This is a genomic window from Halobacteriovorax sp. RT-1-1 (assembly GCF_047085455.1).
Lineage (GTDB): Bacteria > Bdellovibrionota > Bacteriovoracia > Bacteriovoracales > Bacteriovoracaceae > Halobacteriovorax_A.
The window spans coordinates 1,682,921-1,699,216 of record NZ_JBKIXZ010000001.1; the positions used below are offsets into that span (position 1 = coordinate 1,682,921).

A 16,296-nucleotide genomic window follows, 5' to 3' on the forward strand; every position below is an offset into this window, starting at 1 on the left:
CCCACTTAAAATGGGCCTAGTTTTTAATTATTTTAATCCATACATTTTTCTAATATCAGCGAGTTTGTGAGTAGGAGTCGCTTTTCTTTTTTCATTACAAATTTTCATCGTTCTCATTGCATAGACTCCAGAGAATACTGATTGTTTTGTAATATAGTTATATCTAATATCTGAAACTACTTCATTCTTGTCATTTACTTCAAACTCTTGAAATACTTCGACGGCCATTGCTTTTGCACTATATTCAACATCTCCATTTGGCCATGGAAAGGGAGAACATTGTCCTACAGATAATGCATATTCATTTATAGAAACACGACACTTGTAGTTCTCATCATGCTTACCTTTTTCACACCATGTGCTTGCAAGGATATTTGTAGTTGCTAGTATAGATAGTAGTAAAATAATATTCTTCATAATTTTCTCCGTTTACTTTTTTATTTTTTAATTTAATTTGATTTGTTACTGTTCAATTCCATAAAGATCTTTAACTTCTACTAGAGTGTAAGTTTCAAGATTATTCATGGCCTTACGACAATCCCAGTATGAGTCCATGGCCTGCACTCCGGCACTTGTTCCACTTGTCGTGCTAAGAACAGTTCTTCTTTCAGTAAGCAGATTATGATTCTCATCTTTTAAATATACTTCCTCCACAAAAGCTACACCTGCAAAGGCATTATATGATTCGATATACATATTATCGTTGTACCAACATTTACCTTTTTTAAGTACGTGCTTGGCAATTACATCTCTACATTCATAAATTTTAACGTGTTTCGAAATCTGCTTACAGTTTGCAAAAGAGCTCGCTGCTGTAAGTAGTGAAAGTGCAATCATTAACTTTTTCATATTCTCTCCTCATTCAATATTTTTGTTTTCTTGTTCGAGGAAGTTATAACACGAAAAAAGTGTATTACGTGGTTTTGTGTAAATATTTTATGGTGAGCTATATTTTAGAGAGAAATTCACGTGAAATCAGTTGTTTGGCCCACCTATTTGAAGAGGAGGTGGGCCGTTCTTAGGCTAGATGGCCTCTGCAACAGTAGGAGTTTGCTTTAAAACACGGGCAAAGTCGCGTGGATTAATGAAGTCCTTCCCATTTGCGTAGTTTTTAAAGTCACCTGTGGCCAACGTTGAGTTAGCAAAAGTAATTTCCTCTAAAAGGTCATCTTCCATTGCTTTAATAAGAGCGTTGTTAAATGATCTCTTTGTTTGAATTCTTGCAGTAGGAGACTGTTTAGAAATACGAGTTACAATATCTTCAAGTTCATTTTCGCTGTAAAGGATTTTACCGATGAGGCCTGCGCTTATAAGAGCATCGGCACCTACGCTTTGAGAAGATAGTAGGTATTGCATAAGCTTTGCACTATTTGCTTTTTCATTAGTAAGGGTATTCATACCGGCCATTGGTGTGATTCCCTTATCAAGTTGGTTAAATGTCACACTAAAAGAAGGAGCACAGTAGCGAATATCACCACCCATAGCTAATTCAAGACTAAATGGGCAAGCTGATTTTTGAAATGACCAAAGGATCGTCTGTGGTAATAATAGTTGTCCCCAACTTAACCTTGCGAGTTGCTGTAGGGTATTACCAAGGTTTACTTCATCGAAGAATCTTAATTCTTCTTTCTTGAATAATTCAATATCATCACTAGCAAATTTAAAAACTACCGAATGAATTTCAATTTTATTAGTTAACCAATCAAAGAAGTGTTCGAGTTCATTTAAGTACGTTGAAGTATTGAAAAACTGCTCATTGTTAGCAACAACAACGTTACAAGTGCGAGTTTGTCTAGATAGTGAAATATTGAGTGTATTGTACTTAAAGAAATTACTCATTGATACCTTCCCTGGTCTTTTTAAAATTGCTATCCGATGCAATTTTTAGTTACTAAATGTAAACTCTCAGATCGATCCGTGATCTGTTAATAAAATTATTTCAATTTTGGTCTGGGTCTGTCAAATCTAAGAAGCTTTTTTTCTCATTAAATTTTCTACAAAAATACTTTCAGTATTCTTATAAGAGATGGACTTATCACATGAATTTAAGGTGTTAAGGATGTACTCTTGTAGTTGAGCGTTTTTGTCGCTATTGACGATTTTTTTGGAATCCCTTGTTTTAAGCATAAGATGAATTACTTGCTCGTTTGACTCGGTCTTTAGAATGGCCTTTACAATTAAAGAATGAAGTGTACTGTTGTTAAAGTCCCAGTTTGCGGCCTCTAATTCATTTATCGATTCTTGAGATAGTTTTTTTATCGGTATTGCTCTTTTGCTACATTCGTATTTGATATAGTGCTTGGCTATTTCAACAATTTCAGCTCGACGAAGTCGTAGCGGCGGTACATTGAGTTTAACTGTTGTTATTAGATTATAAAGATCAGTAAGGATAATATCATTCTTTTCAAGCGCCTTAAGATCATTAGTGGCAATTGTAACAATTCTAATCTTTAGGGATCTAATAATATTATAGAAAGTCGCTTGATCCTCATAGCCTAGCATCTCAATATTTTTAACAATGAGGTCTTTGATTCCCTTGTTTGTAAGATCACTTATTTGCTCTAACTTCTTATGGTTGGCCACTTCTTCATCATTAAAATCGATAATATTTTCTTTATTGTCTCCGCAAATATATCGAGCATAGGCGCTTTTTCCCAGTCCAACTTCACCGTGAATATAGAGATTCTCTCTTGTGTTTTTTATGGTGTTTAATGTGTTGATAATCGACTGTCCAGTTTGTGATTTATCGCTGAATATGAAGTGATCAGGAAGTTTATTTTCTACTTTTTCACTACTTATTGTATGCTTCTTACCTTCATAGAAATAAGAGATAAGACTTGCGATGATCTTTATATTCTCAATCATAGTGAAATTAAACTTTCCGCCAGAGACACTATTTGACATGCAAATGATACCAATGCTTTCTCCATTATGATTCACGATAGGAGACATAAGAATGTTTTTTATTTCAAGGTCAACACCCGTTGCCTTCTTTTCATGAAAGCTCTTGTTGATAATGACTTTGTTGAAATAGGCTTCTTTTAAAATGCTATTAAAGCTGTGATCCCTTGGAGTCACGTCACTATTTGTTCGCTCTATTTCAAATTCACCAGTTTTGGCATCAAAAAGAAAGATGTGATAATTCTCACAACGAAAGATGCTAGGAAGTTCATTTAAAATATCAATGATTTTTCCACTATAAGTCTTTTGAATCAAACTTTGAAAAAGTGAAAATAGTTCAACACCGTCATCTCGGTTGATCTTAATTTTGTTTTGGCAGATTTGAAAGAGCTTATCTTTGAGTTTTGCGGTTCTGTAATGTGATAAAAAGTCTTTTAAGAAGTACTTTAATACTGTTGTCTGAGAATTTGGTTCAATAGAGATACCATAGATTGTCTTTGTTACATCCTCACAGTAAATGAAAGATCGAATAATTATGCCTGTTAGCTCGAAGTCCCAGTTATTAAATAGTCTTTTCGTTTGAATTTTGATTTTTACTTTCTCTCCCAATGTGTATTTTTGAGAGCAGATGAAATTTAATCCAGATAAGTTGATTGAGTCGATTCTAACACTGTTATGCTTTATGTTTTCACGCTCAATTGTGCTAACTTCTGCACTAACTTTGTCGTCTTCATGTATTGGAAAACGATATGATTTGAAAAATTTGTAATTTTGAATATTAAACTTCAATTATTCCTCAATTTTTAGCTCGATTGGAGATACTCCCTTATCGACGATTTCTTTAGAATTTTTATATGTCTTGTAGTTAAAGTTAGTAATTTTACTAGTCGATAACTATTCATATGAAGAAGCTAAGAAACTATCGTATCAAACTAAAAGAGTCAGATAATATTGAGTGTATTCTCTATGAAATGATTGGAGACTCTACTTCAAATTCTTTTAATGTCATTGTCGATAATATTTCAACAACTGGTATTGGTGTTCTCATAGGAGAGTATGTTGATAGTCAGATTTTCAAAATCGAAATTCGTTTCAAAAAAATTCGTCTTTTTCAAACAGTAAAGCTTAGACGTTATAGGCCAAATTTTAACAATATTGGCGATAACTACCTTGGCCTTGAGTTTATTGATTATGAAGTCGAAAATATTATGAATCTTATGACTGAGCTCGTTTCATCAATGGGTAAAAGACGCTTAAGAAATCTCATGTATGACATGGTCTTAAATGAAGCTGTTGCTGGAAATTATGATTCTGATAATAACTTTGATAAGGATATTGATGATAATGTTTCTGTTTCTATGATCCTTGATTTGTTTCATATTTTTAAAAATTATCGTAACAAAGTCGAATTAATAAAATTATTTATCATAGAAGTTCAAAGAATAGTAAAGGCCCGCGATGCACGAGCATTTATTGTGGGACACGATGAGCATACATTCAGTGAATTTGATTTTCAGACAAATCAATTGAAAGAAATTGAATATCCAATCGTTGGTATTCTAGAAGAGCTTTATAATCATCCTCGTGGAATCAAATCAAAATTTTCTCAATCTCTTTCTAGTGATGAATTTTTTAATATGTATGAAGTCGTTAATAATACGACTATTTCAACATATATGATGTGTCCGATCTTTGATCACAATGAAAATATCTTTGGTATTTTAAATTTCTCGAATAAAGAAAAGAATGAGCTATTTACGGATAATGACCTTAAGCAGGCTATGTTTTTGGCCCGAGTAATTGGACTTCTTTACTTTTATAAGAGTGATGAAATTGAGGAATATGAAGAATATCACAGCGATGACTATGAGGCGGATGTTGCCTTCAACACATCTATGGGGATTAGTGTTTTTGCAAAGGGTGCCCAATCTTTTCTTGAGCAATATAGTGCTCCAAATGAGAGAGGCCCTGTCTATATTTATGGTGGTGAAGGAAGTGGAAAGTATTTTCTATGTGAAAGAATTGCAAGGCAATCAAGTACCGCTAACACGCATATTGAAATTGTTAATTGCTATGCCAAAATGACCAAAAAAGATATTGATGATATCGTTGACAAGATCAGGGATCGCGTTATTAATGGCCACGTTATATTTAAGGGCCTTGATAAGCTATCAACTAGTGTTGCCAATTATATTATTAATACAGTTGATAAGAGAGAGTCTTATCGAACTATGTTTACAGGTACTGACTATATTCCAGAGTTGGCCATACCAAGTTTTAAAACAATTTCATTAGTTGAAAGAAAGGAAGATATTCTCTTCTTCGCAAATTACTTCATATCGCAATATAGTTTAAAGAATCATACTGCAAAGAAGCGACTTTCTCATCGTGTTCAAAAAATGCTGCTTGATTATGATTGGCCAGGAAATATTTCAGAGCTTAAGGCCTGTATTGCACGACTTATGATCTTTAATAAAGGTAGCGGAAATCTTACTATTCGTACGAGTGAGATCACTCCATTATTTGAAAAAGATTTTCAACCTCAAATCTCAATTGAGGCCAATGACTTAAAAATTAATGCTTTTGATGAGCATGATTTAAACGAAAAAGAGTGTGCTGATCTTTATCTATATTTTTTCGTGGCAAAACAATTAAAAGAAGGCGCTGTTGGCCTAAAGTCTGTTGCGAAGGGATCGCTAATTGAATATGAAGATATGGTTGAGCGACTTAAAAATGGTAGTAAGGTTGTAAAGCGACTTTTTAATGAAACAGTTGAAAGGGTAGAGTTGTATATTTCAGATAATGTGGCCTAGTTAATAGACTAGGCCACAATTTATTTTTAAGATTATTCGTTTTCTTCGATGAATCTTTCTGCTCTGATCGCCGCCTGACAACCAGAACCAGCAGCAGAGATTGCTTGACGATAGTAAGAGTCCTGAACGTCACCACAAGCAAAAACACCTGGAACGCTTGTATCAGGGTGCTTTCCTTGAGTCACGATAAACCCATGATCATCAAGTTCAATTTTTCCTTTTAGGAAATCAGTATTTGGCTTATGTCCGATACCCATAAATAGGCCATCAGTTTTTCTTTCAGATACTTCACCAGTTTTTAAGTTTTCAACTTTGATTGAAGTAACACCAGTTGCATCAGCAATGATTTCTGTTACAGCACTATCCCATACGAATTCAATCTTTTCGTTATTGAAAGCGCGCTCTTGCATTGGCTTAGATGCACGTAGCTCATCTCTTCTGTGAACAACATAAACTTTCGAAGCAAACTTTGTAAGGAAAGTTGCTTCTTCCATTGCAGTATCTCCACCACCAACAACGTGAACGACACGGTCGCGGTAGAAGAATCCGTCACAAGTTGCACAAGCACTTACGCCTTTACCAATAAGTTCTTTCTCATTTGGAAGGCCTAGGTATTTCGCTGAGGCACCTGTTGCTAGGATTACTGCATCAGCAGTATAAGTTTTGTCACCATCAACTGTTAAAGTAAATGGTCTCTTTGTTGTATCAATATCAGTGACGAAACCACTCAGGTATTCAGTACCAAATCTCTGAGTTTGTTTCTTCATATTGGCCATAAGCTCTGGCCCCATAATTCCCTCTGGGAATCCTGGAAAGTTATCAACGTCAGTTGTTGTCGTTAATTGTCCCCCTGGCTCATGTCCTTCAATAACTAGAGGTCCAAGGTTTGCACGAGATGCATATAGGGCCGCTGTGTAACCAGCAGGACCTGATCCGATAATAATGACTTTGTGGTGTGCCATTTAAAAACTCCGTTTTATTAAATTTTACTCAATTCCTAATTCTTTCTTAATTTCCTCAGGGCGATCATCTTCTTCTGGATGCATATCGTAGTATGCATTTACGCTAACTAGGTCATCTGGATTAGCTGCTTTCTTTGTTGTTTTGTAAACTTCGCCAGTCATTTGGCATTCGTATCGAAAAATTTGAATATTCTTCTTTCTTTTGGCCATATCTTCCTCCGTTCACTCATGGTGCACCGTGGCATAATTTTGTAAAAATATACATACCTTACCATATTGTTTCAAATACTTCCATTCGTTATAATTAAATATATGGATAAATATAAACAATTCGTAATGATACTTTTGCTAAATTTATTGATGGCAAATACTTATGCCATGATGCAGGCAAAAGTTGTGGCCCTTTCTCAATCTGGACGCACCTTAAAGCTTTCTGTCGGTAAGCTTACCGGACTTAAAACTGGTGACGTGGCCGATGTGTCAATGCGCATTGGTGACTACCAAAAGCCTAAGTATCTTTATCTAGGTAGCATTGAACTCTTAAAAGTGTCTGATCGCGAATCTTACTGGTACTTCAAGGATATTTCTGGAGATAAGATAAATCGTGCAAACTTCGCGCCTGATGCGACACTTGCTCTACAAATTCGCTCTCAAACTGCAAGTGGCCGCTATAAGAAAAAGCCTGTTTATGAAATTAAGGCATATGAGTCGAAAAAAACTGAATTTAATAATCAGCATGCAATTGATGGACAGGTTCCTACGGACTTAATTCAAGATAAAGAAACGCCAAGTGATAAGAATTATGCTCAGGATATTGATGACTCGACGATCTATAAAGTGACAAAAGAGACGCAACTAAGAAACGGTGATGAAATTATCGTAAGGGATGGCAGACTTCGCTATAAGTATGTGGACTCCCAGCTAGAGCCTGTTGATACTTCAAAATTATCTGCACAAGAATTTGATGCTCAAATGGGAGCACAAAATAAAGATCAATTAATTAAAATTTCTGCTGCACAAGATGGATATAAGGAAATGCTTTATAGTGGAAAGCCAGATCTAACCGGTGCAAATTCAAATTTATCAATTCCAAATGCTATGGAAGAAAGTCTTGCACGAGAAAGAGCAAAGAATCGAGTGACGAAGTCAGCTAAGGCCGTCTTAGATAAAGAAGGCCCCCTGTGGTCTGCCGATATGGATAGTGAACAACTTAGTCGCTACTTAAAATCTTCTGGAATTGCTCGCGAAAAATTTAGGCGAGAAAATGTACTTTCAATTGAAAGTGGTAATGAAGTGCAATTAAGTTTTATCTCTAACCTTATGCCAAATTATACAGACTCTGATAGCAATCATCAGAATCTTGGATATGGCCTTGCCGCTTCATATGAGTTTCATCTTATTAGAGCACATGATTCATTAAAAAAATGGAGCGTTGACTTTGGGCTTGATCTTTCGAATCTAAATGTTGATTTAGGTGGGATCAATGGCCGCATGACTTATATGAATTTTGGCGCCCACGTGAATTACTATTTTTACAATGCACCTTATGTTCGAAATAAACTGCTTGCTTATGTTGGCCTAGGGATAAAGCGTGGTACAGGTGAGACAACTTCGCCAAGACTCACTAATTATAGCTATGACTATGAATTAGTGGCCTTACCCTCAATTTCACTAGGTATCAAAACTCGTATTTCAACTTTTAGAGATTATGAAAAGGGTAATATGTTTGGCTATGGAATAGGTGCCAAATTAAATTATGAGCTTCTTAGTTTAAGCCCGATTAGTGAGGTTAATGCGACAGATGCTTCTAACTTTGAACTTAATCAAACAATTAATAATTTAAAATTTATAGCTAGTTTAAGTATATTTTTTTAAGGAAATGATATGACAGGACGTTTATTAAAAATTCTCTCTATTTCACTCATTACTCTGTTGAGTTCGAGTGTTCTCGCTCTCGATATTGATGAGAAGTTAACTTTCAGAATTCTTCAAACATCATCTTCAAAGAAGACGATTCTAATGAATCGAGGATTAGAAGATGGATTAGTCATTGGAGATCACGCTAAGTTCTTTATCACAACTGGTGTCTTTGCAAGGGCCGTCTGTATTAAAGCGACACCGTCTCGCTCTGTTTGGAGTATTTACCGCATTGTTAAGCCTAGTGAAATTCAAAGAGATAAGGTTGCAAATTTAAAAATTTCATCACCTGTTAAATTGACAAGTGATCGCTCTAAATCTCTACAAGCAACTTTTCCTGCAGGAAGACAAATGGGCGAGCCTGTTGATATAAATCGTCAAGCTCCTGAGCAAAGAAGTGCCTATTCACAACCTTCTAAATCAATGTCAGAAAGCTTTGATGAAGAAAGTGAGCTTGATGCAATTAAAACAACTTCTTTTTCTAGTAATCAAACGATGTCAAAGCCGACACCAAGTAAGATTCTAGATAAAAATATGGCCCTAAATGTATCGGCCGGCTTTAATATGCTAAGTGGTACTTATGATAACGTTGGAGTTAGCTCTGATGCTGAGTTAAGTACACTGGGCTTTGCTGGAGAGTTTGAGTTGTTCTTTCCTAAGTCGCAAAGTTTTTTACAAAAGTTTTCTTTAAAGGCCAGTGTTGGTTACTATTCAGGAAGCAATGGAATTTCAGATTCAACGTCTTCTTCAATTGACTTTGGTGGAGCAGTTAACTTCCACATTTTCAACCCTCTTGCGACGAATCGTTTTATCCCATACGTAGAAGTAGGATTTGGTTTATCGATGACTTCTCTTAACGAAATTCCACAAAATGCTGGATCATCGACAACTGAGAGTTTATCAGGTTCAGGTACTTATATGAATGTTGGTGGTGGGATTAAGTATACACTAGATTCAGGATTTGGTTTTTATGCAAAAGGTGACTACTTCAGTAGCTCATCAACTTTTAGCATCGAAACCGGCGGTTCAACAGTTGAGAATACAATTTCTTTAAGTGGATTTAGAGCAATCGCAGGTGCTTATTTACGTTTCTAATTACTTCTCTAACAGACGCAGCTAAGAAATTAGAGGCGTCTGTTAAAGTCTTCTTCACAACGAATAAATTCATACTTTCTCACTTGCGCTTCTTGCTCAGGAGTAAAACCTTTTTGCTTAAATGGGTTGTAGCGCATTTTGAAGCGAAATTCAGCGAGGGTCTTATCTTGAATATAGGCCTTCTTATGTTTGTGTACTATCGATCTTGCAACATCTTGGGCCATCGTTCTAAATGTTGTGTACTTGCCGCCAACTAGAACATGGCAATTCTTTAGTGGTTGAAAGTATTTGTGTACGCGTGCTGTTTTTCCAAGAGTTGCTGTCGAGTCATCTTTAACAAGAGGTCTTATTCCTGCAAATGATGAGAGAATATCATCTTCTTGAATTTTAGCTTTTGGAAAATATTGGTTTAAATTTGCTAATAGGTAAGTGATCTCTTCTGCAGTCGGCTGTAAATCAAAGTACTCTTCTTCTACTTTAGACTCTGTCGTTCCTACAAGTATACGATCAGCTTGCGGAATGACAAAGATTACTCTTCCATCATTTGGTGTTAGTAGAATTGCTGTTTTAATCTTAAGGCGCTCTTTTGAGATCCAAATATGACTTCCACGTGATGGTAGAAGTTGTGGATTCCAATGTATTTGCGCAGACTTTGCTAGAACTTTATCCGTAAAAGGCCCTGTTGCAAAAACGATGTCATTGCAGAAAACTTCCTTAGTCACACCTTCGATCTCATCTTTCAAAATGACACGAATTCTACCATCATTAAGAAATTCATAATTTTCAAGTCCTATATGATTAAGAGCATGACAGCGTGGATTGATTGCAGCGTCTCTTAAAACTTCAATGGTTAGGCGTCCGTCATGTACAACAGCATCGTGGTAGACACCGCTTCCTTTTAGATCCTCTTCTTTAAGATCTGCATTTATTTCAAGCGTTTCAATCTTGTTTTTCATCTCATAAGGAGAATTTTGAAAGCTTGATAGTAAATCATATAAGAATAATCCAATTCTAATCATCCATTTTGGACGAATCGAATCAGAGTATATGGGTAGATAGAATTTTTCTTCAAAGCAAAGGTGCGGTGCAAGTTTTAACCAAAGATTCTTCTCATGTAGTGCCTCCCAGACGAGAGGGAAGTCAAAGTTTTCAAGATAACGAATTCCTCCGTGAAGCATCTTCGAGCTTTTTGAACTTGTTTGAGAGGCAAAGTCCTTCTTATCGATAAGAAGAGTATCAATATCGTGGAGACTTAAATCTCTAAAAACTCCCGCTCCAACGATGCCACCACCAATAATAATAGTGCTATAAAAATCTTTTGTTTCGCTTAAATTGCTAATCATAATTGTCTATTTAGCTATGCTTTGTTCTCTTCTAGAACGACATAGTCCCCATGGGCCATGATAATGATATTATTTGATGTCGAATCACTGCGTTGGTGATTAACTGTAAAGTGAATTGAGATAATTGCATTAGCACCCTTTTTAAACGCACTTTCCCTAAACAATTCGCTGAAATATTCAATTAGGTTAATGGATTTAATATCATTAAACTCATTGCCATCAATAACTTCATTGATTTGCATTGGTCCAAGGCTATGTGTTATCAAATATCCCGGGACGAAGTGTGAAGAGCTTAATAAGACATCTTCTTGCGTAAAATCCCTGTCATTTCTTATAAAGTGCTTCGTTTGATTCTGATTAATTGAGCGTGGCCCTGTTAATCCTCTTTGATCGCTATGGTCATAGTTTGGACTAGCATGAATTTCATGAGCAAGACCTAGTTTTATCACACGACAAAAGCGACGTAATTTTCCTGCTAAGTAAATTGCACTAAACTCACCAATTTGGGCGATGAGAAGTTGTCCACTCTCTAAGCTTGTTCGATAAAGTTCTTCATTGTCACCTAAGAGTCCGTGCTCATTCAAAATAGCAAGAATACTCTCGTCGTATTCTCCAGGAACTATTCCTTGCATAAGAATTGAAAATGGAGGATTGCCTCCAATCGCTACCTTTCCATATGTTGAATTGGCCGCAAAATCTCTAACTTCTCTAAAGTCTTGGGCCGGCCTTATTTCAGGTGCGACTGTTTCAGGAGTCGCCGTAAGAGGTGTTTCAACTTGTTCATAGGACTCAATTTGTGGTGCTACAAACTCTTCTTGTTCAACTTCACTCTCAGCTTCGTATTCTGGTTGGTCTTCTTCAAGAGGTGAGAGCTCGATTTCAGCTTCTTCGTCTGCTTCTTGGTCTTCTTCTTGATCTTCTTGATCTTCTTGATCTTCTTGAAAAGTCGGGAAGTTTTCAAAGCTTGAATCTTCATCGTCACTTTGCTCTTCTTCAACACTATCTAAGTCATCAGACTCTTCAAAGTCGTCGACCTCGTCGAAGTTGTCAGACTCTTCAAAATTGTCAAAGTTGTCAAAGTTGTCAAAGCTTTGCTCTTCATCACTTTTTTGGCCACTTTCTTCATCTTCAAGCTCTGGCCCGTCAAACGCGTAATCGGCTTCGTCATACGATTCTTCTTCTGAGAAGTTTTCGTAATTTTCGGCTTCATCGTCAAACTCGTTTTCGGAGTCATTTGAATTATTAGAATACTCAAATGGCGCTAACTCGATTTCCGCCTCATCTTCTTGTTCATCTTCCTGTTCATTTGATTGGCCATCATCTGACTCATCGAGATCAGCAAGAAGCTTGTCGAGTTCATCATCACCTTGATGAAGAAACTCTGACAAGTCTTCAATACGTGTTAAATCGTTTTTGTTATCGCCATCTGACATATTAATTATGATCCGTGACAGTGTTTAAATTTCTTTCCAGAACCACATGGACAAGCATCGTTTCTTCCAACTTTAACTTGGCCACGAGAGCGTGGAGCTTGTTGTTGTTGTACAGGCTCATCTAGACCTTCTTCTTCAGCAATTCTTTGTGCTTTTAGAAGTTCTAATTGTCTTTGTAGTGCTTCTTCTTGCTCACGTCTTAGTTCCTCAATTTCTTCTTGAGTGTAAAGACGAACAGTAAACATGTTGCGTACAACACTTGCTTTTACATCAACACGCATTTGTTCAAAAAGGTTAAATGCTTCTCTCTTATATTCTGTAAGAGGGTCTTTTTGTGCGTAGGCCTTAAGATTGATCCCTTCTTTAAGGTGATCCATATTTCTTAAGTGATCCTTCCAGTGTTGATCAAAAGTTGATAGTAGAATTTCTCTAAGAGCTAAAGTTACTTGTCTATCATCGTATCCAGCTAATTTGCTTTCTAGGATTTCCTTAGCTCTTTCTTCAAAGTACTTACTAACATTTCCTTCAAATTTTTCTGAACATTCTACAGCGCTTACTTCATATTCAGTGTTAAAAGTTGCACTAAAGCCAGACTTCATATCTTCCCAAGGAAGGTCTTCTAATGGAACTTTCTTTTGCGGACGATAATTTTCATATAAGTTATCTGCAACATCTTCTGTCATCTCTTTTACGAATCCAAGGTTGTCTTCATCTGAAAGGATGTCACGACGGATACGGTAGATAACACGACGTTGTTCATTCATAACGTTATCAAAGTCAAGAAGGTGCTTTCTGATTTCAAAGTTATGAGTTTCAACTTTCTTTTGAGCTTTAGCAATCGCATTAGTGATCATCTTGTGCTCAATAGGCTCATCCTCTTCCATCCCAAGAGTGTTCATAACCTTTGCGATACGATCACTTCCGAAAATTCTCATTAAATCATCTTCAAGCGATAGGAAGAATTTTGAACGTCCTGGGTCTCCTTGACGTCCAGAACGACCACGAAGTTGGTTGTCAATTCGACGTGACTCGTGTCTTTCTGTACAAAGGATATATAGACCGCCAAGGGCCTTCACTTCGTCATTAATTTTAATGTCGGTACCACGACCTGCCATATTTGTTGCAATAGTAACGGCACCTTTTTGACCAGCATTTTCAATGATGGCCGCTTCTCTACCGTGTTGCTTAGCATTTAGTACATTGTGTGGAATACCAGCTTTTTCAAGTTCTTGAGAAAGTAGGTTAGAAGAATCAACTGTAATTGTTCCAACTAGAACCGGTTGTCCTTTCTCATTTAATTCTCTTAGAAGCTTAATAATTGCTCTATACTTTGCTTGCTTATTCTTATAGATAACATCAGCTTCATCAACACGAGCAATTGGAAGATTTGTAGGAATAACAATTACATCGAGATCATAGATCTTTTTAAATTCTTCCGCTTCCGTATCTGCTGTACCTGTCATACCTGCTAGGTTTGAGTACATTTTGAAGTAGTTTTGGAAAGTGATTGATGCAAGAGTTTGGTTTTCTTGCTTAATCTCTACGCCTTCTTTCGCCTCGATCGCTTGGTGAAGTCCATCTGACCAACGAGAACCTGTTTTAAGACGCCCTGTGAATTCATCAACGATAATGACTTCACCATCTTTAATGATGTAATTAGCATCTCTTTTAAATAAGTGGTGAGCACGAAGGGCCTGATTTAAGTGGTGAAGCAGAGCTGAGTTTTCGATATCGTAAAGATTATCAACTTTCATTAGCTCTTGAACTTTCAAAATCCCTTCTTCTGTGAAAACAGCCGACATTGATTTTTCATCAATCGTGAAATGTTTTTCGACAGTAAGCTGTGGAATAACTTTATTTGCAACACCATAAAGTGTTGAGTCACCTTCACTTGGACCTGAAATTAATAGGGGAGTTCTGGCCTCATCGATTAGAATCGAGTCAACCTCATCCACGATACAGTAGTGAAAATCTCTTTGAACATATTCTTCAAGTGAGAATTTCATATTGTCTCTTAGATAATCGAAAGCAAATTCGTTATTTGTTCCGTATGTAATGTCTGAAGCGTAAGCCGCTTGGCGCTCTTCATCTTCCATGTCTGCAATGATGCAACCAGTAGTTAATCCAAGCCAGTTATAAAGAACACCCATCTCTTTAGCATCACGGCTAGCAAGGTAGTCGTTAACTGTTACAAGGTGAGCACCTTTTCCTTCAAGAGCTTTTAGATAAAGAGGCAGAGTCGCAGTAAGAGTCTTACCTTCCCCTGTTTTCATCTCCGCAATAATCCCTTTAAAAAGAACAATACCACCAATGATCTGAACATCGTATGGACGCATACCAAGAACACGCTTTGCAGCTTCTCTTACTGTCGCAAATGCTTCAGGAAGAAGTTGTTCTAGAGTTGCTCCTTCACTTAGGCGTTGCTTAAACTTAGTCGTTTGGGCCTTTAGTTCCTCATCACTAAGCTTTTCCATCTGTGCTTCAAGTGAGTTGATTTCATTAACAATTGGCATGATTTTCTTGATGTCACGATCGTGTTTCGTGCCAAAAAAAGACTTAAGCGGATTAAACATTTAAATTTCTCCTAATTAATCCAGTACATAATAGAGAGGGTCCACCGGCGTTCCATTTACACGAATTTCGTAGTGTAAGTGGGGGCCTGTCGATAAACCGGAGTTTCCAACTTTTGCAATTGGTTGCCCCCGTTTGACCTTTTGGCCTTTTACAACGATGTTTTCTGAATTATGTCCGTAAACTGTAGTTATACCGTATCCATGATCTATTTCAACGTGGTTTCCAAAACCGTAATTTTTCTTTGATACTTTAACGATACCATCCGCTGGCGCTAAGATGATTGTTCCAATTGGTGCACCGACGTCTAGGCCTTCGTGCATCTTTACACGTTTTGAGTAGTGACTCATACGTGGACCGTAGTACGAAGTTATCCAGCCTCGGGCCGGAAGTAGAGTTGGCGTTGATCTTAAAAAAGATTCGCGATCAAGTAAGAATTGATCGAGCTCATTAACACGAATCTCTAAGTCACCTGAAATCTTGCGTAGAATTGAATATCGATAATCAAAAAACGCGAAGTTTTCAGCTAACTTAAAACTTTGTTTAATTAAGCTACTCCATTCCTTTGTGAAGCTATAACCAGAAGTTAGACCAAAATTAGTAGCGATCTTTCTTTCATACAGATCATTGATGTCACTAAATTCCTCAACTGTTTTGAGTTCCTTTAGTTCCGACTTAACTTTGTCCATTAACTCCTGGTCTCTTTGCGGAATGAGAACAGATTGTGGGTTACGAGATGGATTTGATGGTGCCGAATGATTATGGCCGTGATCACCTTCTTGGGCCTCTTGTTCATCAGAGTTCTGCATTACAGGCTTTGTCAGATCAAAATCTTTAAAACCAGAGATGACTCTTAATTTACTTTCGATTTTTTGAATACGTTCAATATCATCGGTTAAAGTATTGAGCTTCATATTAAAGAGCTGGATTTGCTCTTTAAGCTGACGGTTTTCAATACTCAAGTGACGATTTTCGTATACCTGCTTAAGGATCTTTATATAGTCAAAAGTGAGAATTCCAATAACTGCTACAATGATAACTATGAAGAATAATACAGAGTTGAAGATCACGCGCGGTATGCGAAATGACTTAACTCCTTTTTCTTTTTCAGGAATTACCATAATTGTGTAAAAACGACTCAAAATTACTTCCTTGAATTTTCAATAATTTCTGATGTTTATTGTAGGTTTCTTGATAACAGTTTGCAAGACATTAATCTATGACACATTGAGACGAAATATTTCTCTCAAGTAGTGAAAGT

At 36.6% G+C, this 16,296-nt stretch carries 13 protein-coding genes; 3 read left to right on the forward strand and 10 right to left on the reverse strand.

The features are described from left to right. Positions 1-27 precede the first annotated feature (27 nt). The 4 genes from ACMAWV_RS08280 to ACMAWV_RS08295 form a co-directional block, all read right to left on the reverse strand. Complete coding sequence (locus ACMAWV_RS08280) at positions 28-417, reverse strand: hypothetical protein (protein ID WP_103217326.1); 390 nt, start codon at positions 415-417, stop codon at positions 28-30. Between the two features lie 45 nt (positions 418-462). Further along, positions 463-849 carry a hypothetical protein gene (locus ACMAWV_RS08285; protein ID WP_103217325.1) on the reverse strand — a complete coding sequence of 129 codons (387 nt, stop codon included), beginning with the start codon at positions 847-849 and terminating at the stop codon, positions 463-465. Positions 850-1,023: 174 nt separating this feature from the next. Further along, positions 1,024-1,839: an enoyl-CoA hydratase/isomerase family protein gene (locus tag ACMAWV_RS08290; protein ID WP_103217324.1), complete on the reverse strand. Its 816-nt coding sequence runs from the start codon at positions 1,837-1,839 to the stop codon at positions 1,024-1,026. Positions 1,840-1,965: 126 nt separating this feature from the next. Beyond that, the gene (locus ACMAWV_RS08295) at positions 1,966-3,690 is read right to left on the reverse strand and encodes a hypothetical protein (RefSeq protein WP_412469594.1); all 1,725 of its coding nucleotides are present in this window, start codon (positions 3,688-3,690) and stop codon (positions 1,966-1,968) included. Between the two features lie 113 nt (positions 3,691-3,803). Between ACMAWV_RS08295 and ACMAWV_RS08300 the strand changes: the two genes are divergently transcribed. After that, positions 3,804-5,714 carry a hypothetical protein gene (locus ACMAWV_RS08300; protein WP_103217322.1) on the forward strand — a complete coding sequence of 637 codons (1,911 nt, stop codon included), beginning with the start codon at positions 3,804-3,806 and terminating at the stop codon, positions 5,712-5,714. Positions 5,715-5,746: 32 nt separating this feature from the next. On the opposite strand, the gene trxB is transcribed toward ACMAWV_RS08300, so the two are convergent. Together trxB and ACMAWV_RS08310 are read right to left on the reverse strand one after the other, a co-directional pair. Beyond that, positions 5,747-6,676: a thioredoxin-disulfide reductase gene (gene trxB / locus ACMAWV_RS08305; protein ID WP_103217321.1), complete on the reverse strand. Its 930-nt coding sequence runs from the start codon at positions 6,674-6,676 to the stop codon at positions 5,747-5,749. Between the two features lie 24 nt (positions 6,677-6,700). Further along, on the reverse strand, positions 6,701-6,886 hold the full coding sequence (locus ACMAWV_RS08310) for a hypothetical protein (RefSeq protein ID WP_103217320.1): 186 nt from the start codon (positions 6,884-6,886) through the stop codon (positions 6,701-6,703). Between the two features lie 150 nt (positions 6,887-7,036). Here ACMAWV_RS08310 and ACMAWV_RS08315 point away from each other — a divergent pair, with 150 nt between their 5' ends. Together ACMAWV_RS08315 and ACMAWV_RS08320 are read left to right on the forward strand one after the other, a co-directional pair. After that, a complete protein-coding gene (locus tag ACMAWV_RS08315; RefSeq protein WP_412475823.1) occupies positions 7,037-8,551 on the forward strand; it encodes a hypothetical protein in 1,515 nt (504 codons plus the stop codon). 9 nt (positions 8,552-8,560) lie between these two features. Next, a complete protein-coding gene (locus ACMAWV_RS08320) occupies positions 8,561-9,688 on the forward strand; it encodes a hypothetical protein (RefSeq protein WP_103217318.1) in 1,128 nt (375 codons plus the stop codon). A gap of 29 nt (positions 9,689-9,717) precedes the next feature. Here the strand turns inward: ACMAWV_RS08320 and ACMAWV_RS08325 are convergent, their stop codons facing one another. From ACMAWV_RS08325 to ACMAWV_RS08340, 4 genes are read right to left on the reverse strand one after another with little or no spacing between them, the layout of a single operon-like run. Then, positions 9,718-11,031: a glycerol-3-phosphate dehydrogenase/oxidase gene (locus ACMAWV_RS08325; protein ID WP_412469592.1), complete on the reverse strand. Its 1,314-nt coding sequence runs from the start codon at positions 11,029-11,031 to the stop codon at positions 9,718-9,720. Between the two features lie 14 nt (positions 11,032-11,045). After that, positions 11,046-12,464: a hypothetical protein gene (locus ACMAWV_RS08330; protein WP_412469591.1), complete on the reverse strand. Its 1,419-nt coding sequence runs from the start codon at positions 12,462-12,464 to the stop codon at positions 11,046-11,048. 5 nt (positions 12,465-12,469) lie between these two features. Next, on the reverse strand, positions 12,470-15,037 hold the full coding sequence (gene secA, locus ACMAWV_RS08335; RefSeq protein WP_412469590.1) for a preprotein translocase subunit SecA: 2,568 nt from the start codon (positions 15,035-15,037) through the stop codon (positions 12,470-12,472). Between the two features lie 15 nt (positions 15,038-15,052). Continuing rightward, a complete protein-coding gene (locus ACMAWV_RS08340) occupies positions 15,053-16,177 on the reverse strand; it encodes a M23 family metallopeptidase (RefSeq protein ID WP_146037805.1) in 1,125 nt (374 codons plus the stop codon). Positions 16,178-16,296: the final 119 nt, after the last annotated feature.

Excerpts from the sequence above, each read along its gene's own strand:
- ACMAWV_RS08285 (WP_103217325.1), bottom strand. The coding sequence starts at position 849 with ATGAAAAAGTTAATGATTGCACTTTCACTACTTACAGCAGCGAGCTCT.
- ACMAWV_RS08310 (WP_103217320.1), bottom strand. The coding sequence starts at position 6,886 with ATGGCCAAAAGAAAGAAGAATATTCAAATTTTTCGATACGAATGCCAA.
- ACMAWV_RS08330 (WP_412469591.1), bottom strand. The coding sequence starts at position 12,464 with ATGTCAGATGGCGATAACAAAAACGATTTAACACGTATTGAAGACTTG.
- trxB (WP_103217321.1), bottom strand. The coding sequence starts at position 6,676 with ATGGCACACCACAAAGTCATTATTATCGGATCAGGTCCTGCTGGTTAC.
- ACMAWV_RS08300 (WP_103217322.1), top strand. The coding sequence starts at position 3,804 with ATGAAGAAGCTAAGAAACTATCGTATCAAACTAAAAGAGTCAGATAAT.
- ACMAWV_RS08315 (WP_412475823.1), top strand. The coding sequence starts at position 7,037 with ATGGCAAATACTTATGCCATGATGCAGGCAAAAGTTGTGGCCCTTTCT.
- secA (WP_412469590.1), bottom strand. The coding sequence starts at position 15,037 with ATGTTTAATCCGCTTAAGTCTTTTTTTGGCACGAAACACGATCGTGAC.
- ACMAWV_RS08320 (WP_103217318.1), top strand. The coding sequence starts at position 8,561 with ATGACAGGACGTTTATTAAAAATTCTCTCTATTTCACTCATTACTCTG.
- ACMAWV_RS08325 (WP_412469592.1), bottom strand. The coding sequence starts at position 11,031 with ATGATTAGCAATTTAAGCGAAACAAAAGATTTTTATAGCACTATTATT.
- ACMAWV_RS08290 (WP_103217324.1), bottom strand. The coding sequence starts at position 1,839 with ATGAGTAATTTCTTTAAGTACAATACACTCAATATTTCACTATCTAGA.
- ACMAWV_RS08280 (WP_103217326.1), bottom strand. The coding sequence starts at position 417 with ATGAAGAATATTATTTTACTACTATCTATACTAGCAACTACAAATATC.